We start from the raw sequence: 22,582 nt of genomic DNA, 5'->3' as shown, positions 1-22,582 counted from the left end.
CAGCAGCGCAAACGGGACGGGGCGGGCGCGCGTAGGAGCGCCTCGGAAGGAGCGGACCGTGGATCAGGCACACGTCTATCTCGTCGTCGTCACCGGGCTTGCCGTCTACTTCGTCGGCGTCTCGCTGATGACGACACAGGTGAGCTATCCGATGTACGCCTCCGTGCCCAAGGAGGCCTTCGTCGCCTATCACGCCCGCTACAACAGGCGGATCCGAGCGGTCATCATCGCGCCGGGCTTCCCTACGTTCCTGGCCTGGGTGGTCTTCCCGTTCCTGCGACCGGACACGGCTCCCGCCTGGGCCGCTCTGCTCGTCGCGGCCGGCGGTGTCACCGCGCTCGCCACCACGTTCGGCGGGGCGATCCCCGCACACGTGCGACTGCAACGTGACGGCTTCACCCCGTCGGCCTACCGCAGGCTGCGAACCGCCGACGTGATCCGCACCGCTGGATGCCTGCTCAGTGCCACCGCCCTGATCATCTGCGCACTGGCCACGTTCACGCCCCGGTGAGCACGGACGCGCCACGCAGCTCGCTGATGCGGTCCGGTGGCACCGGGCGGGAGTACAGATAGCCCTGGCCGTACTCGTAGCCGAGCCCGCGCAGCAGGTCCCGCTGCTCCTCGGTCTCGATGCCCTCGGCCACGGACCCGAACTCCAGCGCCGCCGCCATCTGGCTGACCGCCGTCGCGACCGCCGCCTGCCGGCTCACCGTGGTGATCGACTCGACGAACGAGCGGTCCAGCTTGAGGGTGTTCACCGGGCAGGTGAGCAGCAGGCCCAGCGACGACGCGGCGGTGCCGAAGTCGTCGAGGGCCAGCTTCACCCCGAGCGCCCGCAGGGCGATCATCGTGGCGTGCGACTGCTCGTCGTCGAGGACCGCGGTCTCGGTGACCTCGACGGTGAGGCTGCCGGCGGGCAGGCCGGTCTCGGCGAGGACCGCCGTGACGTCGGCGACCAGGTTCGCATCGCGCAGCTGCGGCCCGGCCACGTTCACGCCGACCGACAGTGGTGGGCTGTCCGGGAACTCCCGTATCCAGGCGGCGCCCTGCCGGCAGGCCTCGCGCAGCGCCCAGCGGCCGACCGCGACGATCTGACCGGTACGTTCGGCGACCGGGATGAACTCGATCGGCGACACGGTGCCACGGGCCGGGTGGTTCCAGCGGATCAGTGACTCGACGCCGGTGAGCGCGCCGTCGGACAGCCGCACGATCGGCTGGTAGAGCAGGGTAAACTCCTCGCCCTCCACGGCACGGTCGAGTTCGCGGATCAGCACCGCCTCGGCGCTGATCCGGGCGCCCATCTCGTCGGTGTACGCGATCCACGTACCCTTGCCGCGGTGCTTGACCTCGTACATGGCGATGTCGGCGTTGCTGAGCAGCGCGGACGGGTCGTCACCGGGCCGGGCGCCGGTCATGCCGATGCTGGCACGGGTGACGAGCGTGTGCTGGAGCAGCACGATCGGCTCGGCGAGGCGGCGCAGGAGGTGCCCGGCGACCGCGGCGGCGCTGTCGGGGCCGGTTCCCGGCAGCAGCACCGCGAACTCGTCACCGCCGAGCCGGCACACCAGGTCACCCGAGCGGACGGCGTCACGCAGCCGGGAGGCGACGATGACCAGCAGCGCGTCTCCGGCGGCGTGGCCCATCGTGTCGTTGACCGTCTTGAAATCGTCGAGGTCGATCACCAGCAGCGACGAGTCGGTGGTGAGCAGGCGCGGGATCTCGGCGCTGAAGTGGGTGCGGTTGGCGAGCCCGGTCAGCCCGTCGAACGACGCCTGCTCGCGCAGCTGCACCTCCTGGTCGCGCAGGTCGCCGAGCGCCACGTCGAGGCGGGTGATCAGGTTCATGTTGTCGTGGAAGGCGACCAGCTGCCGCCCGGCCACCAGGCACGTGATCACGACGACACCGGCGGTGGCGCCGACCAGCTGCGACGACGCGGTAGACGGCAGCATCAGCAGGAAGACCACGAACGTCACGGCGATCATGCCGTACGGCAGCAGGCTGTAGGGGCGTCGCTTGGCGGTGTGGCGCGGATCGCCGACCCGCAGCACGATCACCTGGATCCACGGGCCGACGGCGATCAGCAGACTCGGCAGCAGACGGATCGCGTACACGTACGCATGATCAAGGGTTTGAAAATCGCCTGGTAGAAGTGTGCTGATGCCCTGGACCATCGCGGCGGAGACCATCGGCCAGGCCGCCATCCGGGCCATCGGCGGGTTCCTGATCAGCGCGACCTTGGTCGCCGAGAACGTCGCGACCAGCACGAGCGCCGCGGTGACGCTCGCGTTGACCCGGTCGGTGCCGTCGCCGTTCAGCGGGTTGAACGCGAAGCACCAGGCCACCACGCCGCCGCCGACCAGCACGGTCGTCGCGTCCAGCCAGAAGACGAACTTCTCGCGGGCGGTCCGCAGACCCTGCGGGAAGATCAGGCAGGCGATGACGTTGCTGCTCATCCCGATGGCGAACAGCACGGTCTGCACGCTTCCCCCGGTGAGCGAGGGCTCGCCGGAGGAGATCAGGACCTGCAGGCATTGGTACGTGTCACCGACCGTGAACGAGGCGCCGGCGAACGCGATCATCGACCAGAAACGGCGGTAGCGCTCGTGGGCGAGCCCCCGCAGCCGCCAGCCGCCGTAGGCGAGCGCCGCGTCCAGCGGCACCTGGAACAGCCAGTAGACCTGCGCCTGCCGCCGCGAATCCCCGTCGAACAGGACGAACAGCACGCACCCGAGCAGGAAGAACCCGAGCAGGCCACGAAGCACCGGATCACGGCGCAGGTGGCCGGCCATGGTCAGGCCCGGCTGGGTGTCGGTCAACGGTCGTTCTCCCTCCGATGCTCCCCGCTGTATCGGACGGTGAGCCCGCGATCCGAGGACAACCGGGCCGCGAAAGAGATGTGAGAGACGTTCAGGAGAGACCCCGCCGACAATCGGCGTCATATCGATCGATCGACTTCGGGAGAGACATGCGCCGCATGGTTAAGCAGGTACTCGCCGTCGCTTCGGTGGCGGTCGTGGCCCTCGGCGTCAGCATTCAGCCGGCCCAGGCCGACGTCTGGTGGACCTACACCAGAGCGAGCGGCTCGTGGATCCAGAGCGCCGGCACCGCCAAGTGGGACAACGTCCTCGACCGGTTCTACCTCTACGACAATCGGGCCGACGGTGCCGGTGTGTACGGCGAGATCGAATACTGGTCGCTCAACGGCACATACATGGGTCGCTCCAGCCATTACTGGGGCGGCGGCTCCGGCACCTCGACGAGCTTTTCCCACAACTACTACTCGGGCAGCAAGGTCGCGTTCCGGGTCTGTCTCCAGGACAACGGCCAGGTCGATGGGCTGACCTGCAGTTTCTGGAAGACCGCCACAGGCTGAGAACGACGGGTGCCCGCCCCGCCCCGCCGAGGCGGGGCGGGGCGGGCACCCGGACCTCAGGGACGCATCTCGTAGGCGCCGACCAGGGCGAGCACCTGCTGCCAGACGGCGTCGTCGCGGGACGCGTCGGCGACCGGGCGGCGGACGTGGGCCAGCGCCCATGCCGCCTGCTCGTCGGTGGTGGCGGTCTTGCCGTGCAGCTCGGTGGCGTACGCGGAGAAGTCCCGCACGAGGATCGCGAAGATCTCGTCGAGCAGACGGTCGTCGACGCCACCCTTCTCCAGGATCAGCTGCCCGTAGACGATCAGCGCGAACAGGTGCCCGATCGCCAGCAGGAAGTCGAGATCCTTCTGCTGCTCGTCGCTCGGCGCGTGGGATCGCAGCAGCTCGCAGAAGCCATCGGCCTGCTCCCGGAAACGGGCGACGTTCGGCAGGTCGGCACGGGAGTCGTACGCCGTACGCCAATCATGGAACTGAATGGCCCCGAGCCCGCGCGCCGGGCCCTGCCGGAAGAGGAACTCGTCGTCGGCGGCGTCGTGCCTGGTCGGCACCGGCTCGTAGGTGGCCGGGTGGAAAAGGTAGTTCGGCATGAACTTGAGGATCAGCGCCAGGTTGACGTGCACGGTGCCCTCGAGTTTGGGAAGGCCGCGGATGTCCATGGCCGCCTTGTCGAAGTAGGTGTCCGCCTCGAACCCCTTGGCCGCGATGACGTCCCACATGAGGTCGACGACCTTCTCGCCCTCGGTGGTGACCTTCATCTTCGTCATCGGGTTGAACAGCAGATAGCGACGGTCACCGGGCCCCGCGCTGCGGAAGTAGTCCACGGCCCGGTCGCTGAAGAGCTTCATGGCGACGAGCCGGACGTACGCGTCGGTCAGCTCCCGCCGCACGTGGGGGAACGCGGTGACCGGCCGGCCGTACAGCATGCGCCGGTGTGCGTGGGTGACCGCCTCGTACATGGCGTGCTCGCAGATGCCGATCGCGGCGGTGCACAGGTTGAACTTGCCGACGTTGACGGTGTTGAGCGCCGCGTCGAAGGCGGCCTTGCCGGTGTGCAGGACGTCCTGCTCCCGCACCGGGTAGTCGCGCAGTTCGAACGTGCTCACGTACATCTGCTTGTTCACGACGTTCTTGATCAGGTGGTAGTTCTCGTGCCGGCTGTCGGCGGCGAAGAACACGTACCCGTCCGGGCCCTCGACGTCGGCGCGGCGGCCGAACACCGACACCAGGCCCGCGACGTTGCCGTTGCCGATGTAGTACTTGGTGCCGCTCGCGGTGAAGCCGCCGTCGCCGGTGGGCGTGAGGATCATGTCGGTGGCGTAGATGTCGGCGCCGTGGCTGCGCTCGGACAGCGCGAACGCCATCACGTGCCCGTCGTCGAGCAGCTCGGCGGCCCTCTGTCGCTGCAGGGTGTTGGCGCTCTGCCAGACCGGGCCGAGACCGAGAACGGTCACCTGCCACGTGTACCAGTAGTCGAGCCCGTAGAACCCGAGGATCTCGCTGAGCTCCGCGTTGCGTGCGGTGTCCCAGCGCTTGTCACCGTCACCGTCGGCCGCGGGCGTCAGGAAGGTCGCGAACAGTCCCTCCTTCGCCGAGAACGCGAGGAAATCGTCGTACCACGTCCGGTCGATGTAGCTCTTGACCAGCGCGTTCTTGCCCCGTTCCTCGAAGAAGCCGACGAGGGCGCGCAGCAGCCGGCGGCTCCCCTCATCGAGGTGCGCGGGGTCGTAGGTGTTCGGGTTGAAGAGCACGAGCGTTCCTTTCACAGTGCCCGGAGGGTTCTGAGGACGTCGTCGAGCCAGTCGAGCAGCATCCGCTCGTACGCGATGCCGCCCCTCAGCACCACATGCTGGAGCTGCTGACCCGCGTCCAGCCCGCCAAGATCAAGAAAGTCCCTTTTTTCACCATTGATGTACGTGAGTAGCAGCGCCTCATGCTCGGCCCGGTAGCGTTCGACCTCGCCGATGAGCGCGGCGCGCCCGGCGTCGTCGGTGAACGCGGCGCCCCGGATCTTGACGGCCAGTTCGTGCCGCACCGCCTCGGGCTGAACCGGCGCCCGCAGCCACTCCGCCAGCACGTCCTTGCCGGGCCCGGTGGCCGAGAAGCTGCGCTTGTCGGGCCGCCCGTCCTGACCGATCTCCTCGGCGACCACGAGGCCGTCCGACTCCATCCGCTTGAGCACCCGGTAGATCTGCTGGTGGGTCGCGGTCCAGAACCGGCCGATCGAACGCTCGAACCGCCGGGCCAGCTCGTATCCCGATCCGGGCTGCTCCAGCAGGGAGACCAGGATCGCGTGTTCCAGCGCCATGCCAGGCATCCTGCTATGCAATTCGTTGCTGTGCAACTCGTTGCATAATGGCCAGGATCGCCGTCGATGAACGGCCGGTGGCCACACCGCGCCCGCGGCGTCGCTCTCGCCGGCGGGCTCGTCCTGCTGCTCGGCTCCACGGGCTACTTCCTGCTCCGCTACCGCGTCCACGCCGTACCGACCGCCTCGATGGCCCCGGTGATCACCCCCGGCGACCGGGTCGTCGTCGACACCTGGTCCCAGCATGCCGCCCGCGGCGACGCGGTGCTGCTCGACGGCGGAAATCTGCTGGTCAAGAGGGTGGCGGCGGTCGGTGGCGATACCGTCGCCTGCTGCAACGCATCCGGCCGGATGCCGATGCTGGCAGCCGCCGCGGTCACCCGCGGGTCGCGGCCGCCTCGTCGGTGATCGGTGCGGCGTGCGCCTCCACGTTGCCCGCGGCCGCCACCACGTCCAGCGCCCGCTGCAGCGTGACGGTGTCCTCCAGCGTGCGGACCTCGGTGATCCTCCCCCAACGCATGTGGAGGATCTGGTGGACGGTGTTGTCGTAGCGGGTGCCGTCGGGCAGCGGTCCAGACACGTGGGCGACCGTGGCGATCCGGGTGAACCACGGGCCACCGGCCACGATCACCTCCTCGACCCGGAATCGCGCCTCGGGGAGGAGACGGAACACCCGCTCCCACCACAGCCGCATGGCGGCGACGGTGCGCCGCTCCCCCGACAGCGCGTGTGATCCGTAGAACCGGTACCTGAACTCGGGCGCGAGGGAGGCGAGCATCGGCTCGTAGTTCCCGTTGTTGATCTGGTCGAAGACCGCGCGCACTTTGGACGCGACGATGCGGTGGTACATCGAGGACCTCCACGGATCGGACTTCTGGAGCCGACAGCGGAATCATCGATGCCACGCCCATGGGACCGCAACACGTGCTCAGGCACTTGGCCGACCAGGCCGTGCTCTCCACGACCGCCGATGTGCAGACGTCGCGCAGCGGGGCCTGCCCGACGCCGGCGAGCATCACCGGGTGGTGGGTGCCGTCGACGCCGCGCGCCGTGTCCAGGTACGCCGCGACGTCCGTACCCTCAACGGATCTGGCCTTGACCTTGAAGTGTCGGCCGGAGGCGGCGAGCGCGCCCTCGGCGATTCCGGCAGTGACGCCGCCGGGCACGGGGAGTGAGGGAAGGCAGGAGCCAGCAGGCCCTTCCCCAGGAGGTTCGACCTTCGTCAGCTCTCATCGAACTCTCACTGTCTCCCGCCGGCGGTGAGCGGGTTGCGCCGCCGGGCGAGGCGTCGGCGCAGGTCGTTGAGGTAGTAGTCCTTCACCGTGTCGCGCAGCCTGCCCGGCAGGCGGGGGTAGACGGCCTTCGTCACGCCGAGGAAGCCGTCGAAGAGCCGCTGCTCGCGCGGTGACCAGGTGTAGCCGAACCGCGTCCGGATCGGCTCCGGCAGCAGCCCTACGGTGACCAGCCGGTTCAGCGGCTTGGCCGGGCGCATGACGAGCGGGATGTTCTTGGGTCGCATCAGCGCGGCCGCGATCTCCCGGGCCTCGTCGCTGACCCGCAGTGTGTCGATCGTGTGAGCCCAGTAGGCGTCGAACGTGGTGCGGTCGGCCGGCCAGGCGTCCTCGCGGCAGCCGATCGACGTGGCGAGCACGCTGTACTGCTGGAAGCACTCGTCGAGCTCGGCCTCCGTGAGCGGCCCGAAGACACGCTGGTAGATCAGGACGGCGGTGTCGTAGAGGGTGGCGTTGACCCAGACCTGCAGGTCGGGGTCGTCGGCGTAGTAGCCGGGGCCGGTCACCTTGCGGTGCATCGCGATGACGGCCCGGCTGATCGCCCGGCCCTCCTCCAGGGTGCCGAAGAGCACGCCGAACACGTAGCTCATCGTGGTGCGCAGCCGGTCGAGGGGCCGTTCGGTGAAGTTGCTGTGGTCGTAGACGCCCTGAGCGACGCCCGGGTGTGCGATCTGGAGCAGCGTGGCGCGGCCGCCACCGGCGAGCAGGAGGCCTTCGCGGGCCACGCGCCGGATGACCGCGCTGTCGTCGAAGAGACCTTTATCCATGTCGTGACGGTAAGTCACGATTAACTTCTTGTGAAGGTGTTCGAGCTAGTCTGCACATCACCTGCACATGATGTACGTCAGTGACGGTTAACTTATCGCGTCGACCATGCTGGTTCGGTGAGCGACTCCTACATCCGGCTGATTCCCGACGACCTGTATCGGCAGCCGACCGCCGAGGCGGCCGAAGCGGCGGTGGCCTGGCCCATTACTGACCGGTCGCCGTGACCTCGCCCAGCGGAATGTGGACGGACTCGATCCAGGGCGGGGGCTCGGGGGCCGTCTCACCGACCAGACCGGCGATGACGCGGACGTTGCCGGGACGGGCGTCCGGCCACGGGGTGTACCCGTCGGTCAGCACGATGATGATGTTGGGGCGTTCGGCGGCGCGGAGTGCCTGGTCGATACCGACGCGCATGTCGGTGCCACCGCCTCCGGCCAGCACCACGTCACCGACGGTGTTGACCCGGCGGACGGCGTGGACGTCGGCGTCGCACGACAGGACGGTGACGCGGTTGCGGCCGATGCCCACCGCGCGGAGCACTCCGGACACCTCGCCCAGCACGGCACGCAACTCGTCGGTGCCCATCGAACCGGACGTGTCGACGACCACGGCGACCCGCGGCATCGGACGGCGGAGACTCGGAAAGACCACCCGGGGTACGGCCGCGCCGCGCCGCGACGGTCGCTGGTAGGTGTAGTCCACCGCCCCCGAGGCCCACGACGCCGCCTCACGGACGGCGCCGGTCAAGGCCCGCCGCCAGTCGACCGTCGGCTCCAGGATCTCGTCGGCCCAGCGCTTCCAGCCGGCCGGCAGACGGCCCCGGGACTTGACGTGGGCGCGCAGTTCCTGGGCGGTCTGCCGGCGGATGGCGTCGGCCTCGACCGGGCTCACCTTCGCACCGTCGGACGACTCCCACGGCATCGGACGGCCGTGTGCCCCGGAACCGCACTCCGGCGCCTCCGGGGTGGCCGGGATGCCCGGAAGGTACTGCTCGAACATCTGCCCGTCCGGCAGGCCGAACATGGCCGGGCGCAGGGCGTTCGACGGCAGTGACGAGATGTCGTCGTTGATCTCGCAGTCCTGGGCGACATTGAGCCGGTGATGGTCGTGCCGGATCTCCGGCGCGACCAGCGTCGCCCGGCGATGGTGGTCGCGCAGCAGGTGGGCGACCTCGTGCACCCAGACCGCGGCCAGCTCGTGCACCGGAGTGGCGTCGACGAATGCCGGGTTGACGTAGCAGCGCCAGTGCTTGTCGACGCCCATCGTCGGCACGCCGTGGCTGGGGACGACCGTCAGGCTGTAGAGCGCTGACGCCAGGTAGGGCTGCGCTCCAGCCGCGCGCAGTCGTGCTGCCAGCAACTTCGTCCGGTCGAGGGCCCGCCCTGCGTCAGCCACCCGGTCCGGGTCAGGAGCCACCGGTCAGCAATCCGGAGGCGGTGAGCACGTCGAGGAACGCGTCGATCGACGCCGGGACCGGCCAGCCCGGATCGCGCATGCGGGCCAGGTCGAAGGCGGCCCGCGCGGCCACGTCAGGCACTCCCGCGTCGACCGCCTTGGCCAGGACCTCCCAGCCGGCCTCCCAGCGCTCGCGCGTCACCCGCGACTCGATGGCCGCGACCACCGCGGTCAGGAACGCCAGCTGCCGGTCACCCCGCTCCGGCAGCGCGAACGCGCCCGGATTGGCCAGGACCCGCTCGGGATCGGGCAGGTCCAGCTCGTCGAGGTAGGTGGTGAGCTCCAGCCCCGCGCCGTCACCGACCGCACCGATGACCGCCGTGGCGAGGGCCTCGCGACTCGTACCGGCGCAGAAGTGAAAGACCAGCAGGCGCAACGCCATGTCCCAGGTGCGCGGGGACGGCCAGGCGCCGCCACGGGCCTCGGCGTCGGCGGGCAGGTGGTGGGTCAGACCCGGCCGGGCGGTGAGGAAACCGGCGATCACACCGCGGGCGCGGGCCAGGGCGCTCGGCGCGCGGTCCGCCGAGACGACCGGCACGTCGATCCGCGGCCACACACCGGCCAGGCCACGGGCGACCACCCGCGGGTCATGGGTCCAGAGCAGGTGCACGAACCGGTTGGCCAGCGGTGGGCTCAGATGCCAGCCGTCGGCGGCGCTGGACGGCGGGTTCGCGGCGGCGACGATGCGGACCTCGTCCGGCAGGGTCAGGCTGCCGACCCGCCGCTCGAGGACCACCCGCAGCAGGGCGGCCTGGACGGCGGGCGGCGCCGACGACAGCTCGTCGAAGAAGAGCAGCCCACGACCGCGCCGGGCGAGCCGGACCGCCCAGTCGGGTGGAGCCATCGGCACACCCTGCACCGCCGGGTCGTCGCCGACGATCGGCAGGCCGGCGAAGTCGGAGGGCTCGTGCACGCTGGCGATGACCGTCTCGAGCGGCACGTCCAGACCCTCGGCGAGCTGGGCGAGGGTGGCCGACTTGCCGATGCCGGGCTCACCCCAGAGCAGCACCGGCAGGTTGGCCGCGACACAGAGCGCCAGCGCGGCGGCCCGGTGGTCGGTGCCCGGCTCGGTCCGGGTGACCCGGATCTGGCGCAGCAGCGCGTCGGCGGCGTCGAGCCCGGCGGTCATGCTCTCTCCCTCACATAGGTGGTGACGTCGTGCCACCGCCGGTCGCCGTGGGCGCTGCCCGAGCTCTCGATCTCGTCCAGCACGTCGAGCGGGCTGCGGTACACAGTCTTCAGCCGCGGGTCGGCGCCCGCCTCGACCAGGGCGATGACCAGGTCGGGCGGCCACCGGTACATCACCGCCTCGAACAGCGGCGTGCTCTCCACCCGGTCGCGGGTGTTCACGTCCAGGCCCTCGGCGAGCAGGCGCGGCAGCAGGCGCACGTGGTCGAACCCGTGCATCCGGTGCAGCAGGGTCCGCCCACGGCCGTCGCGGATGTGCGGGTCCATGCCGGCGTCGAGCAATGCCAGAACCGTCCGGGTACCACCGTGGCGCATCCGCAGCCACAGGTCCCGCCGGTAGGCACGCAGCCTCTTCGGCGGCGGGGTGTCACCGCCGCCGTTCCACGCCAGTTCGGCGTTGAAGCAGCCGCCGCTCACCCCGCCGAGGGCGCGCAGGGTCCGTTCCCGCCCGCGCTCGGCCTCGGTGTGCTCGGGCAGCGCGAGGCGCCCGTTGCGGACGCTGATGCGGTGCCATCCGTTCCCGCACCGGACCCGGATCCGCTCCTCGTCCCCGAACCAGGTGGGCACGATCCCCGCCACCGGCCTCGCCGAGGCACCGCCCCCGGCGAACCCCGCCCCGGCCCGCCCGGCATCCACCGGCACCGCGGTGCCGTCGCCGGCAGACCTCACCCCGGCACACCCGGCATCCGCCCCCGTTGCGGCGCTCCCCCGGACAGGCACGATCCCGCCACGCACGGCCCCGCCACGCACGGCCCCGCCACGTCCGGCCGCCGGCCGCATCTCGGCCGAGGGCAGCGCCGGCGATCGCACCGCGCGTGGGAACAGCGCGCCGCGGACCAGTGGGTGCAGGTCGTCGGGGCCGATCAGGCCGCGCTGGAGGAGATCGAGGTCGATTGACGGCCGCAGCAGACCCGGATGCAGGCAGGGCACGGCGCGCAGCGAGTTCGGCTGGGACGGGACGTTCCAGCCCGTGGTGATCCGGAGCCGGTCACCGTCAGCCCGGAAGCGCAGCTCCTCGCGGTAGTGGTCGGCCCAGATCCCCCAGGACCGGCGGCCGAACTGTGCCGTCACCCGCCGCAGCTCACCGGCTGTCGACACCGGGTCGAGACGGCTCAGCAGCGCAGCCTCACGGGGCCGCCAGTCATCGGAGTCGTCATCGCCGAACGACCACCCGGCAGCGGTCCACTCCTCCAGACAGGCGGCCAGGTCACCGCCCGCGGCACCGGTGGACGGCAGGGCGGCGGAACCGGGTGGGCGAGCAGCGGCAATGGAGGCCGGCCGTGGTGCGGAACCGGCGGACGGCCGGGCGACGGCACCGAGCCCGGCAGCGCGGCGGGCATCCCACAGATACGACGGGACGGGGAAGATCAGGTCACCGTCGATCGCGCCGGCGGGCATCGCCTCGAGGATCAGCGGGTCGGCGCCGGGAACACGAGGCGGCACCCGGGCCACCAGCACCGGTGTGCCGGGGCCGACCGGACCGTCCGGCGCCAGCACGTACGACTTCGGGCCGGCCAGCTCGGTCGAACCACCCAGCGCCCGCGGCAGGTGCCAGCGCAGAAGGTCGGGCGCGAGACCGGCGAGCAGCTCGGCCACGGGGGCGGGATCGTCGACCCGGACGTCGACGAGAGCGGCCTCGCAGGCGGCCCGCCAGTCGCCGCGCTCCCGCGCCTCGGTGCACTCGGCGATCATCCAGGTGGGCACCGCGTAGCGGCGGATGCGCTGCCAGTCGGCGAGCGCGAGCGGGTCGTGACCGCTCATCGATTCACCGCCACCGCTGTCTCCCCCGCTGAACGCCCTTGCCGCGCCGGAGCATACGCGAGCCCACCGACAGTTCTGGAGGGCTTTTCGGTCACGCCCGTTTGCGCAGGTAGGCCACCGCGGCCTCGAAGTCGGCAGGTAGATCCTCGTGATAGTCGAGGATGTCGTCGAAATGTTCGATCACCGACATGTCGCCCTGGTTCGGCAGGTGCGGGTCGGCGCCGGCGTCGGCCATGGCGATGATCAGGGATCCGGGCCAGCGGTGCACGATCGCCAGGTAGAGCGGGGTGCTGCCCTCCTTGTCGCGGGCGTTGACGTCAAGGCCGTCGGCAAGCAGACGCGGAAGCAGCCGGGCATGATCAAAAGAACGGACCCGATGCATGAGGGTACGCCCACGGCTGTCCCTCAACCGCACATCCATCCCGGCGTCGAGCAGCTCGAACACGGTCCGTGTCCCGCCGTGGATCATGCGCTGCCAGAGGTCCTCACGGTGGGCGCGCAGGCGCCGGGGCAGCCGACCGACCGGGCCGTGCCAGGCGTGCTCGACCGCGAAGCAGCCGCTGACCTCACCACCGAAGGCCCGCAGAGCGCGTTCCCGCCGCTGCTCGGCCTCGGTGTGCGACTCCAGCCCGAGCCGCCCCAGCCGGACGCCGACCTTGTGCCACTCACCACGGCACCGAACCCGGACCGGCCCCGCATCCCGATCCGCACCCGGCCCGCCGAACACACCGCCCGAGCCCGGGACCGCCCCTCCACCAGGAGCGAGAACAGCCGGCGCATCCGGGGAGGGCGGCGCCGCCGCGGACTCGAGAACGGAACGGGCCGAGGACTCGGGGGCGGGGAAGAGCGCCGCGCGCACGAGCGGATGCAGTTCGCCGGGTGTGAGACGACCGCATCGGATCAGTTCGAGGTCGACGAAGTAGCGCGCCATGTCGCCGGGCAGCTCCGGCAGCTCCAGCGCCGACGTGGTCAGTTCCGTCAGCCAGACCCCTTCGCCCGCCACGTCGAAGCGAAGGTATCGGTCGCCGTCGAGCCAGAGCGCCCAGGTCGGCAGCCCCGTGCGGGCGGCAAGCAGCCGGACGTCGTGATGAAGCCGCATCGGGTCGATGGCCCGTCGTCCCGGCCCCGGGAACACGACCGGCAACGGGACCGGAAGCGGGAGCTGGACGCACTCGGGCGGTGGCCGGTTGAGGCCCACCACCCCGTCGATCACGAAGCCGGCCTCGGCGAACGAGTCGGTCAACGGGCGCGCCTGCCGGCTCCGCTCCGCGCGGCCCGGCGGTCCGTCACCGGCACCGAGCGCGTCGAAGGAAAGCGGCTCACCGTCGGCCGAGAAGCCCGGCACCCGAACGGCGGAACCGCCCACGGCGGCACGCAGGTCCCCGGCGTAGCGGGCGTCCCACAGGTAGGCGGGCAGGAGCGTGACCCGCTCACCCACCAGATCGGCCCAGCGGGCGGCCCCGAGCGTGAGCCGCTGGGATCCCTCCACGGAAACCGGCGAGTCGACGGTCAGGACAGAACTGTCCGGCTCGAGCGTCCCCTCCCCCGGGATCAGCACATAGCGCCGGTCCACGGCGAGCGTCGTGTCGCCTCCCAACGCCCGTGGCAGGTGCCAGCGCAGCAGGTCGGGGGCGAGGTGCACGGCGTGGTGGGCGGCCGCTCCGAGCTCACCGACGTCGATCCGGCCGGCTCGGCAGGCGGCCCGCCAGTCACCGCGCTCGCGCGCCTCGGTGCACTCGGCGATCATCCAGGTGGGCACCGCATAGCGGCGGACGCGCTGCCACTCGGCGAGCGCGAGCGGATCGTGGCCGCTCACCGGTGCATCCCCACCACTGTCTCCTGCCGTCGCGGGCGAACCGGATCGATCACCGGCCGACGGCCACCCCGGAGGGCGGAACCGGCCGATGGCCGTCCGGGCAAACCGAACCGGTCACCAACCGGCAACCACCCGGTGCGGGCGGAGACCGGCCGACGGCCGTCCGGGGCGGAGCCGACCGGATTCGAACCGGCGTCCTCCTGCTTGCAGCCAAGGCGCGACGACCACTGCGCTACGACTCCGCCGCGCCGGAGCTTACGCGCCCCCACCGACATTTCGATCAGAGCGGGCGTCCGAGCAGGTGGCGCAGTGCCTGCCGGAAGTCGTGGCGCAGGCGGTCGGAGTGCCGGAGCGACCGCTCGGCGTACCCCGAGGCGGTGTCGCCCTCGCGGTTCGGCACGTTCGGATCGGCACCGGCGTCGACCAGCGCGACGATCAGGTCCGCCCGCCCGTGCTGGACGATGACCCGGTGCAGGGCGGTGTTGCCCTCCTTGTCGCGGATGTCGGGGTCGACTCCCGCGGCGAGGAGCCGGGGCAGCAGGAGCCGGTGGTCGAACCCGCCGAGCCGGTGGATCAGCGTGCCGCCGTTACTCTCCCGCAGGTGGGGGTCGAGCCCGGCGTCGAGCAGGTCGACGAGTGTCTGGGTGCCGCCGTGGACGAGGCGTTGCCACAGGTCGGCGCGGTAGTCGCGCAGCCGCCGGGGCAGTCGGCCGGGTGCGCCGTGCCACGCCTGCTCGACCGCGAAGCAGCCGGTGACCTCACCGCCGAAGGCCCGCAGGGCGCGTTCCCGCTGCCGGTCGGCCGGATCGTGGGCGAGCAGACCGAGCTGCCCCAGGCGTACGTCGATCTCGTGCCAGACGCCGCCGCAGCGGACCCGGACCAGGTCGTCGAGCCCCGCCGTGACGTCCGCCGGCGCCGATGGCGTGCCGGGGAACAGGGCGTCGCGCACGAGCGGGTGCAGCGAGCCGGGGGCGAGGCGGCCACGCCGGACCAGCTCACGGTCGGCGGACCAGCGGAGCATGCCGATCCGCAGGGGCGGCGGCAGGCCCTCCTCGTGGAAGATCATCTGCCAGGCGACGTGGACCGTGTCGCCGTCCACGACGATCTTCAGGAACCGGTTGTGGACCGCCCAGAGGAGCCAGGTGCGCTCCCAGAGGCGGGCCGCGAGCCACCGGGCGTCGTGGGCGAGCCGCCACGGGTCGACCTCGGCGAGGCGGCTTCTCTCGTCGGCCATCGACCAGGTCTCCTCCTGTCCGGGGGCGACCTCGATCCCGGCCTCGGTGAACGCCTCGAGCGGGGAGGTACCGCCTGCGGCGCGGACTCCGCTGGCGACCGCGAGGCGATCGGAGTGCCGGGCGTCCCAGAGGTACGCCGGAACGGGAATCGCGGTCCGCCCGGTGACATCCGCCGCCCCGCGCACGGCGGAGAGCCGGATCCGCTGGTGTCCCTCCCGGTCGCGAGGCGTCTCGGCGGTGAGCAGCACGCTCCCCCGCCACACCGGGGCGTCCGGGATCAGCAGGTATCGCGCCTGGTCGAGGGTCGTCCGCCCGTTCAGCGCGCGCGGCAGGTGCCACCGCAGCAGGTCGGGCGCGAAGTGCCGGGCCACGGCCTCCGCTTCGAGGGCCAGTGACGGTTCGAAGTCGACGTCGATCCGGGCGGCCTCGCAGGCGGCCCGCCAGTCACCCCGCTCCCGCGCGGCCGTGCAGGCGACGATCATGCGCTCCGGGACGGCGTACCGCCGGACACGCTCCCAGTCGGTCAGCGAGTGCGACACGTCTGTCAGCGCGCCCGGTCGTGCAGGTGTTGCAGTGCCTGCCGGTAGTCGTCGCGAAGGCCGCCCCTGGACTTGAGCGCCTGCCCGGCACGGATGAACGCCGTCTCGCCGTCGCGGTCGGGCACCGACACGTCGGCGCCGGCGTCGACCAGCGCGATGATGACGTCGGCCGAGCCGTACTCGACGACGACGCGGTGCAGGGCCGTCAGGCCGGCCCGGTCGCGGACGTTGATGTCGACGCCGGCGGCGAGGAGCCGCGGCAGCAGCAGCCGGTGGTCGAACGCGGGGAGCTGATGAAACAGCGTGCCTCCCGCGCTGTCGCGCAGGTGCGGGTCGAGACCGGCGTCGAGCAGCTCGACCAGGAGGCGGGTGCCGCCGTGAATGAGGCGCTGCCACAGGTCGGCGCGGTAGGCGCGAAGCCGCCGTGGCAGTCGTCCGGGTGCGCCGTACCAGATGTTCTCGACCTCGAAGCACCCGATGCCGGCACCGCCGAAGGCACGCATCGCGCGTTCCCGTTGTCTCTCCTCGGGAGTGTGGGCGAGTGGATCGAGCCGGCCCAGCCGGACCTCGATCTCGTGCCAGTCACCCCGGCAGCGCACCCGGACCGGTTCGCCGCCGTCGAACGTGCCGGGCTCAGGCGGCGCCGGTGACGCGCCGGGGAAGAGTGCGGCCCGGACCAGCGGGTGCAGGGCGCCCGGTGGGAGCTTCCCGCCGTGGACGAGTTTCAGGTCGGCGCTGTTCCGGAGCATGTCGGCGTGCAGGCCGGGCGGCAACCGGTCCGGATCGGTGCGTTCGAGGTGGGTGTCCACCCAGGAGATCTGCATCGGCTCGGTGTCCGTCAGGATCTTCATATGGGTGTACGAGGATCCGTACACCGCCCAGGTCGGCTCGGTGAACCGCGCGGCGAACCAGCGGGCGTCGTGCACGAGCCGCACCGGGTCGAGGTCGTGCGTGACGTGGTTGTGCCGCGACCAGCCGTCGCCCCGGCTCCTGACCTCCATCCCGGCGGCGGCGAGCCCTCGGGCGATCCGGGGCGCCTGCCATGCCCGTTCGGCCCGTGCGGGCGGGTCGTCGCCGGCGCCGGCGAGTTCCTCCGGCAGAGGGTCTCCGGCCGGGGTGAACAGCGGCAGCCGGTCGTGGGTCCCGCCGAGCGCCGCACGCAGGCCGTGGGCGTGCCGGACGTCCCACAGGTAGGCCGGAACCGGGATCGCCCGGCCGCCCCGCAGCTCGGCGGCACCACGGACCGTGCCGAGGGTGAGCCGCTGCGACCCGTTCACGAACGGCGGCGCCTGCACGGTGAGCAGCACGGTCCGTGGCCCGACCGGCTCGTCGGGGATCAGCAGATAGCGGCGTGCGTTGAGCAGGTTGGTGGACCCGAACAGCACCCGCGGCAGGTGCCATCGCAGCAGGTCGGGCGCGAAGTGGGCGGCCTGCTGCGCGGCCTCCTCGGCGAGCTCCGGGTCGAAGGCCACGTCGAAGCGTGCCGCGTCGCACGCGGCCCGCCAGTCACCGCGCTCCCGCGCTTCCGCGCACTCGGTGATCATGCGCTGCGGGACGGTGTACCGGCGGATCCGTTGCCAGTCAGCCAGGTAGGCGTTCACCGGTAGACGCTCACGATGGCGTTGATGTCCTCGTGCGGCGCGCCGGTCGACTTCGGCGCGAGCCGCCGCAACCGTCGTGGCACGCCACCGCCGACGGCCAGGTGGTCGAGCCCGGCCCCGGCGGCGAGCAGCAGTTTCACACCGCGGCCGGTGATGCCGGTGAACCGCACGTCGAGGCGGCGCAGCGCACTGCCGGGCAGGGCCGCGGCGAGGAGGGCCGCTCCGGTGTCGCCGAGCAGGTTGGAACGGCCGCCGAGGGCGCGTTCGGACGGCGGGCGGGCCAGGTCGAGGGCGGTCCACGAGTGCAGGTGCGCGGCGAGCGGCGCGGCGTCGGTGATGCCGTTGCCACCCAGTCCGAGCGTCATCGCGTACCCGGAGAGGTTCTCGGCGAGTGCCGCGGCCCCGGAGTCTCCCAGCCGGTTGACGGCGAGGTAGAGCTCGCGGACCCCGCCCTCACGGACGAGCCGCGTGAGCACCGCGACGGCGTCGGGACCCAGGCCGTTGCCACCGAGGAAGAGGCGTTCCAGCCCACCTGGCCGGGCGGCGAGTGCGTCGGCGAGCGGTTCCAGGCCGGTCGCGGTGAGTCCGGTGTTGACCAGATCGAGAGTACGGAGAGTGCGGTTGCCCACGAGCGCGGCCGCGATCCGGGCCACCCCGTCGTCGCCGATCGGATTGCGTTTGAGCCACAGCGCCCGGATGGCGCCATCGGTGGTGAGCCGGTCGGCGAGGGCTCCCGCCCCGTCGGCGTCGATGCGGTTGCAGCCGAGATAGACCGTGCTGATCCGGTGTCCGGCCGGCAGCGCCCCGGCGACCGCGCGGGCACCCTCGGTGCCGAGCCCGTTGGTGCCGAGCAGTAGATGGGTGGCGTGCGGTGAGCCGACGGCGGCCCGCACGACGCGGGCTGCCTGGACCGGGCCGACGCCCTGTTTGCACAGGTCGACACGGCCGTCGGGGCGCAGCAGGCCGCGGGCGAACTCCTCGTTGGCGGTGACCGGCTCGGGCGCGGCCAGACGGCCGAGGAGGCCGTCGAAGTCGCCGGGGTCGGCCAGCCCGCGATCAGGGTCGGTGATTGCCGGGCACCGGATGAACACGACGACGCCTCCCCCGCGCGGCCAGAGAACAGGTGGCGAGACCGGCCGGATTCGAACCGGCGTCCTCCTGCTTGACGCCAAGGCGCGACGACCTCTGCGCTACGACCTCGCCGCGCCGGAGCATACGCGAGCCCACCGACACTTTTCTGCTGGTGTTCGGCGCGCCCGGCCCAGGACGGGCGGGAGCAGTCACCGGGATTCAGCGCGCCCGGTCGAGACCGTCCAGCAGCAGGTCCAGAGTGAACTCGAACTCGACCTGACTGTCACACCAGCCCAGCTCGGCCTCGTGTGCCTCGCTCGCGACCATCGCCACCAGGTTGGGCAGCAGGTCGGCGACCGCCGCGAGGTCGTCCCCACCGGTGTCGTCGGCGGAAGGGCTGAACGCCTCCTGCACGAACCCGAGCGGCATGCTCCCGAACGCGTGCACCGCCCGGTGCGCGATCCGGTAGGAGAACCCGGCCCCGATCATGACCCCGATGATCGAGTCGTAGTAGCGCAGCACCCCGAACGGCACGTCCGCCCGGGAGTTCAGCACGCCCGGCCCCCAGCGGTGACGCAGCATGATCTCGCGCGCGGCGAGGAACCGCGCCCGCAGCAGCGCCCGCCAATCCCCGTCGGCGACGACCTGCTCGACGGCCTCCAGGATCTCGCCCACCAACGTCTCGGCGACCCCGTCGAGCAGGGCGTCCTTGCCGCGCAGGTGGTGGTAGAGCGACATCGCCTCGACCCCGAGCTCGGCGCCGAGCCGACGCATGGTCAGGGCCGCTATCCCGTCCCGGTCGGCGATCGTGACGGCTGCCTGCAGTACCCGGTCACGGGTCAACGCCTTGCGCACAGGCCTTACCTTACTGCGTAAGACATCAACCTTACGTTGTAAGGAAGTAGCCATGGCCCGTACCACCGGACTGCTCTATCTCGGTCTCGCCATCAGCGGCATGCTGGGCTTTCTCTGGACCCGGCCCCGCCTGTACGACGCCGCCGACCCCACCGCCACCCTCGCCAACCTCACCGGCAACCCGAATCTCGCGACCGCCCTCGTCGTCTTCGAGCTGCTGATCGTCCTCACCCAGGCACTGACCGCGGCCTGGTTCTACCGGCTCTTCCGCACCTCGGACCCCGTCTCGGCCGCCGGAATCGCCGCGTTCGGCCTGATCAACTCGACACTCATCCTGATCAGCGCGGGCCTGCTGGGAGCCGCGAACAACATCGCCACCGACCCGTTCGGCGACGCCGCGAACACCGTCCAGCTGCTGTTCACGATCAGCGGCGAGCTCTGGGCGGTCGGCGCGATCTTCTTCGGGCTGTGGCTGATCCCGATGGGCACGGCCGTGCTCGGCACCGGACTGATGCCGAAGGCGCTCGGCTGGCTCCTGATCGTCAGCGGCGTCGGCTACGTCCTGCACGCCTTCCTGCGGTTCGACCCGCTGGCCTTCCCCGCCACCATCGGCGAGTTCTGGATCATCGGCTATCTGCTGATCTTCGGGACCCGCAAGCGCTCACAGCGGCGGCCCGCCGAAGGCGGAACGGATCCGGTAAAGATCGCGTAGCCGGGTTCGGTCGCGCCGGACAGCCACCGGCCGACCGCCTTCGTCGACACGTCCAGGCGGCGGGCCGCGGCCTCCAGGGTCAGGCCCTACGCCCGCAACCTCGCCGAGAACCACGCGGCGAACGACGGGGCCGGGGTGGTCACGGCGACTCGCGCACCGCGTGACGGCTGTTCCCTCTCCTGCGGTACGGCCTTCGCGGCGGCCGTCGACGAGCTGAGCTCGTCCACCTCGGCGCCGGCCGGGAAGATCCAGCAACGACACCTGGATCGCCGAGCCCACCCCGGCCGCGCCGAGCAGCACATCGGCCACCCGGCCGCAGAGCCGGCGCACGTCGTCGCCGGAGACCGGGGTACCGGCCAGCCGGCGTGCCGATCGTCTGCGTGCCCGGCTGCCCGACGCACCGGACAATCTCTCCGAGACGCTGATGCACCTGCTCCAGTACGCCGGCGGCGACGCCCCGATGATCGAACTCGACGAGGGTCAGCGCCGACGAGCCCGGTTAGGGCCTGGCCCACGTCTGCGCCAGGTTCACGATCCTGCCGATTCCCCGGACGCGATACCCACGCACCCCTCCCAGGCCGACCTGATCACGCAGCAGAACCCCACGCAAGCCGACGACCACGACCACGCGACACCTGACGGCCCGCGAGCTGGCGTAGCCGAGTCACCTCAGGGCAGGGGGAACCCAGGCCCGACATACGGCTGACAGCCTCACACCCCGCAAGCGCGCCTACGAAACCACGGCCTAGAGAGCTTTCGCAGTCGGGGTTCCCGGGCCCGTCGGCCGCATCCGTCTGAGCCGTCGGTGGCGCTCGGTCGGCTGATGGCCGGGCGTTACCGTCGTGGGCTCCGGGCTCGCGGGGTCGGTTACCGCCGCGACCCGGTGCTGGACGATCAACTAGGGCCGTTTTCGGAGCCGGGCTCCGGGATATCGCTGCCTCCGGACCGGGGAAGAGTTCGCCGCCCACGGCTGGGCGATCAAGCGGCGCGGAGAAGGGTTCACCGGCCACGGCTGGGCGATCAACAGCCCGGGGAAGGGTTCACCGCCCACGGCTGGGCGATCAAGCGGCCTGGGGAAGGGTTCGCTGCCCACGGCTGGACGATCAACAGCCCGCGGAAGGGCTCACCGGGCACGGCTGGGCGATCAGGCGGCCCGGGACAGGACTGTCCCCACCAGACCCTGACCGTAAAAGGTGTCTAGACGCTCGATCCCGCCGGCACGGCCGGCACGTACTCGAGCAGGACAGCCCTCAGATAGCGCGGGTCGGTGGGGAGGTCGGCCGCACCCACCGCGAACATCAGCGGGCTGCCCGGGGTTCCGGTGATGCCGTTCAGGCTCATGCCGACCGCATCCGGCGGCTGCGGCGCGGGCACTCCGGTCCAAGCATCCGTGCCGTACGAGAAGAGCTTCGCACTCGGCGCCGTCGAGTTCCCGATCAGCCACGGCAGGCCGGCCGGGTCCGTCGCCAGGTCGGGCAGCGCATCACCCGGAGTGCCGGGGAGCACTTCGAAGGATCCACCAGCACCGCGCACGGCCAGCCCGCCGTCGCCGACCGCCCACAGCTCACCGGACGAGCGACCCGCGAGCGCGTCGAAGCCCGACTCCTGCTCGTTGATGCCCACCTGGACCGTACGCCAGGCCGAGCCGTTGAAGTGGAACAGCAGCGGGCCCTTGAACCCTTTCCACGCGCCGTTGCCGGCGGCCCAGACGTCATCCGGGCCGAAGGCCTTGATCGCGGTGAAGGTGCAGAAGTTCGGCATGCCGCCGAAGGAGGTACCGCCGGTGCGGCACTCGGCGGGCGACTGATGCGACCGCCAGGATCGGCCGTCCCACTGCTCGATGATCACGTCGCTCTGGCGGTTGCCCACCACCCACGGCTGTCCCTCCACGACGGTCAGCCCGGTGATCAGCGTGTAGTCCTTTTTGGCACCGCGGGGGAACGGCACCTCGCGCCAGGCGGTCCCGTCGTAGTGCAGGACGTGCGTCACCTGAGCCCAGGGATCGGCGGCGGTCGTGCTGCCGACCACCCAGACATTGGCGGGCGAGTCGGCCGCGACGAGGTCGAACCGGCCGTGCCACCCGATCGCCGGCAGCTCCGCGCGCGCCCAGCCGGTTCCCTCCTTCTGGAGGATCAGCGGGGTACCGGTGTCGTCCGGGCGCTCGGGCGAGTAGGCCTCGCTGCCGACGGCCCACGCATGCGCGGCGTCCACCGACACGACGTCCCACAGCATGCTGGTCGGCCCGGCCAGTTCCGGCATCGTGGCCAGCCGCCAGGCCGGCGCCGGTGTGTCGGAGACGGTGGCCTCGGGTGACGCACCGACGGCGGTCGAGGAGTGCACCGAGGGCGATGCCGTGCCGCCGCTCATGCCGGCGGGCTCGGCGACGCACCCCGACGCCATCAGGACGAAGACCGACGCCACAGCAATCTTGCGCATGGCGATGATCGTCGCAGACCGCTGCCATCCCGGGAAATCATCGTGTGGCACGAGCTTCACCGGATATTGGCCTCCCGCCAATTCGCGCCGGCCGTTTCGGCAAGGTTTCGGTCGCATTGATAGGACCCGTCATCGCGCCGGCGAACCATGTGACCTCACACACTGACCAATG

18 protein-coding genes, 2 tRNA genes and 1 pseudogene are annotated in these 22,582 nt (G+C 71.3%); 4 read left to right on the top strand and 17 right to left on the bottom strand.

The window, feature by feature from the left end; all coding sequences use genetic code 11:
• The first annotated feature begins 58 nt into the window (after positions 1 to 58).
• Positions 59 to 511: a hypothetical protein gene (locus CLV67_RS40690; protein ID WP_106328457.1), complete on the top strand. Its 453-nt coding sequence runs from the start codon at positions 59 to 61 to the stop codon at positions 509 to 511.
• Here CLV67_RS40690 and CLV67_RS40685 read toward each other — a convergent pair.
• Positions 498 to 2,816, bottom strand: coding sequence for a putative bifunctional diguanylate cyclase/phosphodiesterase (locus CLV67_RS40685; RefSeq protein WP_106328455.1), 2,319 nt, complete (start codon positions 2,814 to 2,816; stop codon positions 498 to 500). The genes CLV67_RS40690 and CLV67_RS40685 overlap by 14 nt on opposite strands.
• A 149-nt stretch (positions 2,817 to 2,965) precedes the next feature.
• Between CLV67_RS40685 and CLV67_RS40680 the strand changes: the two genes are divergently transcribed.
• Positions 2,966 to 3,373: a hypothetical protein gene (locus tag CLV67_RS40680; RefSeq protein WP_106328453.1), complete on the top strand. Its 408-nt coding sequence runs from the start codon at positions 2,966 to 2,968 to the stop codon at positions 3,371 to 3,373.
• 56 nt (positions 3,374 to 3,429) lie between these two features.
• On the opposite strand, the gene CLV67_RS40675 is transcribed toward CLV67_RS40680, so the two are convergent.
• Together CLV67_RS40675 and CLV67_RS40670 are read right to left on the bottom strand one after the other, a co-directional pair.
• Positions 3,430 to 5,124 (bottom strand): acyl-CoA dehydrogenase family protein, encoded by a 1,695-nt coding sequence (locus CLV67_RS40675; protein WP_106328451.1) that lies wholly within the window; start codon positions 5,122 to 5,124, stop codon positions 3,430 to 3,432.
• Positions 5,125 to 5,135: 11 nt separating this feature from the next.
• On the bottom strand, positions 5,136 to 5,681 hold the full coding sequence (locus tag CLV67_RS40670) for a PadR family transcriptional regulator (protein WP_106328449.1): 546 nt from the start codon (positions 5,679 to 5,681) through the stop codon (positions 5,136 to 5,138).
• 66 nt (positions 5,682 to 5,747) lie between these two features.
• On the opposite strand from CLV67_RS40670, the gene CLV67_RS40665 reads away from it, so the two are divergent.
• Positions 5,748 to 6,089 carry a S24/S26 family peptidase gene (locus CLV67_RS40665; RefSeq protein WP_106328447.1) on the top strand — a complete coding sequence of 114 codons (342 nt, stop codon included), beginning with the start codon at positions 5,748 to 5,750 and terminating at the stop codon, positions 6,087 to 6,089.
• On the opposite strand, the gene CLV67_RS40660 is transcribed toward CLV67_RS40665, so the two are convergent.
• From CLV67_RS40660 to CLV67_RS40605, 13 genes and pseudogenes are all read right to left on the bottom strand, one after another.
• Positions 6,058 to 6,531: a nuclear transport factor 2 family protein gene (locus tag CLV67_RS40660; protein ID WP_106328445.1), complete on the bottom strand. Its 474-nt coding sequence runs from the start codon at positions 6,529 to 6,531 to the stop codon at positions 6,058 to 6,060. The genes CLV67_RS40665 and CLV67_RS40660 overlap by 32 nt on opposite strands.
• Before the next feature lie 118 nt (positions 6,532 to 6,649).
• Positions 6,650 to 6,847: pseudogene (locus CLV67_RS54875) on the bottom strand (DUF6230 family protein); the annotation flags it as partial.
• A gap of 74 nt (positions 6,848 to 6,921) precedes the next feature.
• Positions 6,922 to 7,740 carry an oxygenase MpaB family protein gene (locus CLV67_RS40655; protein WP_106328443.1) on the bottom strand — a complete coding sequence of 273 codons (819 nt, stop codon included), beginning with the start codon at positions 7,738 to 7,740 and terminating at the stop codon, positions 6,922 to 6,924.
• A gap of 205 nt (positions 7,741 to 7,945) precedes the next feature.
• A complete protein-coding gene (locus CLV67_RS40650) occupies positions 7,946 to 9,136 on the bottom strand; it encodes a vWA domain-containing protein (RefSeq protein WP_106328609.1) in 1,191 nt (396 codons plus the stop codon).
• Positions 9,137 to 9,146: 10 nt separating this feature from the next.
• Positions 9,147 to 10,325, bottom strand: coding sequence for an AAA family ATPase (locus tag CLV67_RS40645; protein ID WP_106328441.1), 1,179 nt, complete (start codon positions 10,323 to 10,325; stop codon positions 9,147 to 9,149).
• A complete protein-coding gene (locus CLV67_RS40640) occupies positions 10,322 to 12,145 on the bottom strand; it encodes an ankyrin repeat domain-containing protein (protein WP_106328439.1) in 1,824 nt (607 codons plus the stop codon). The genes CLV67_RS40645 and CLV67_RS40640 overlap by 4 nt, the downstream gene beginning before the upstream one ends.
• 91 nt (positions 12,146 to 12,236) lie before the next feature.
• Complete coding sequence (locus CLV67_RS40635) at positions 12,237 to 13,961, bottom strand: ankyrin repeat domain-containing protein (protein ID WP_106328437.1); 1,725 nt, start codon at positions 13,959 to 13,961, stop codon at positions 12,237 to 12,239.
• Between the two features lie 169 nt (positions 13,962 to 14,130).
• Positions 14,131 to 14,203, bottom strand: a tRNA-Cys gene (locus CLV67_RS40630).
• A 38-nt stretch (positions 14,204 to 14,241) separates the two neighbouring features.
• Complete coding sequence (locus CLV67_RS40625) at positions 14,242 to 15,735, bottom strand: ankyrin repeat domain-containing protein (protein WP_106328435.1); 1,494 nt, start codon at positions 15,733 to 15,735, stop codon at positions 14,242 to 14,244.
• 5 nt (positions 15,736 to 15,740) lie between these two features.
• Positions 15,741 to 17,336 (bottom strand): ankyrin repeat domain-containing protein, encoded by a 1,596-nt coding sequence (locus CLV67_RS40620; protein ID WP_106328433.1) that lies wholly within the window; start codon positions 17,334 to 17,336, stop codon positions 15,741 to 15,743.
• Positions 17,333 to 18,427 (bottom strand): leucine-rich repeat domain-containing protein, encoded by a 1,095-nt coding sequence (locus CLV67_RS40615; protein ID WP_106328431.1) that lies wholly within the window; start codon positions 18,425 to 18,427, stop codon positions 17,333 to 17,335. The genes CLV67_RS40620 and CLV67_RS40615 overlap by 4 nt, the downstream gene beginning before the upstream one ends.
• Positions 18,428 to 18,460: 33 nt before the next feature.
• Positions 18,461 to 18,536, bottom strand: a tRNA-OTHER gene (locus CLV67_RS40610).
• Between the two features lie 90 nt (positions 18,537 to 18,626).
• A complete protein-coding gene (locus tag CLV67_RS40605) occupies positions 18,627 to 19,262 on the bottom strand; it encodes a TetR/AcrR family transcriptional regulator (RefSeq protein WP_239166754.1) in 636 nt (211 codons plus the stop codon).
• Between the two features lie 52 nt (positions 19,263 to 19,314).
• On the opposite strand from CLV67_RS40605, the gene CLV67_RS40600 reads away from it, so the two are divergent.
• On the top strand, positions 19,315 to 19,974 hold the full coding sequence (locus CLV67_RS40600; RefSeq protein ID WP_106328427.1) for a DUF4386 domain-containing protein: 660 nt from the start codon (positions 19,315 to 19,317) through the stop codon (positions 19,972 to 19,974).
• A 1,197-nt stretch (positions 19,975 to 21,171) separates the two neighbouring features.
• On the opposite strand, the gene CLV67_RS40590 is transcribed toward CLV67_RS40600, so the two are convergent.
• The gene (locus CLV67_RS40590; protein ID WP_106328425.1) at positions 21,172 to 22,410 is read right to left on the bottom strand and encodes a hypothetical protein; all 1,239 of its coding nucleotides are present in this window, start codon (positions 22,408 to 22,410) and stop codon (positions 21,172 to 21,174) included.
• Between the last annotated feature and the right edge of the window lie 172 nt (positions 22,411 to 22,582).

Origin of the sequence: Actinoplanes italicus (assembly GCF_003001815.1) — a bacterium.
Classification (GTDB): domain Bacteria; phylum Actinomycetota; class Actinomycetes; order Mycobacteriales; family Micromonosporaceae; genus Actinoplanes; species Actinoplanes italicus.
This window is presented reverse-complemented; position numbering and strand designations above follow the sequence as displayed.

Excerpts from the sequence above, each read along its gene's own strand:
- CLV67_RS40680 (WP_106328453.1), top strand. The coding sequence starts at position 2,966 with ATGCGCCGCATGGTTAAGCAGGTACTCGCCGTCGCTTCGGTGGCGGTC.
- CLV67_RS40670 (WP_106328449.1), bottom strand. The coding sequence starts at position 5,681 with ATGGCGCTGGAACACGCGATCCTGGTCTCCCTGCTGGAGCAGCCCGGA.
- CLV67_RS40665 (WP_106328447.1), top strand. The coding sequence starts at position 5,748 with ATGAACGGCCGGTGGCCACACCGCGCCCGCGGCGTCGCTCTCGCCGGC.
- CLV67_RS40660 (WP_106328445.1), bottom strand. The coding sequence starts at position 6,531 with ATGTACCACCGCATCGTCGCGTCCAAAGTGCGCGCGGTCTTCGACCAG.
- CLV67_RS40655 (WP_106328443.1), bottom strand. The coding sequence starts at position 7,740 with ATGGATAAAGGTCTCTTCGACGACAGCGCGGTCATCCGGCGCGTGGCC.
- CLV67_RS40645 (WP_106328441.1), bottom strand. The coding sequence starts at position 10,325 with ATGACCGCCGGGCTCGACGCCGCCGACGCGCTGCTGCGCCAGATCCGG.
- CLV67_RS40640 (WP_106328439.1), bottom strand. The coding sequence starts at position 12,145 with ATGAGCGGTCACGACCCGCTCGCGCTCGCCGACTGGCAGCGCATCCGC.
- CLV67_RS40600 (WP_106328427.1), top strand. The coding sequence starts at position 19,315 with ATGGCCCGTACCACCGGACTGCTCTATCTCGGTCTCGCCATCAGCGGC.
- CLV67_RS40590 (WP_106328425.1), bottom strand. The coding sequence starts at position 22,410 with ATGCGCAAGATTGCTGTGGCGTCGGTCTTCGTCCTGATGGCGTCGGGG.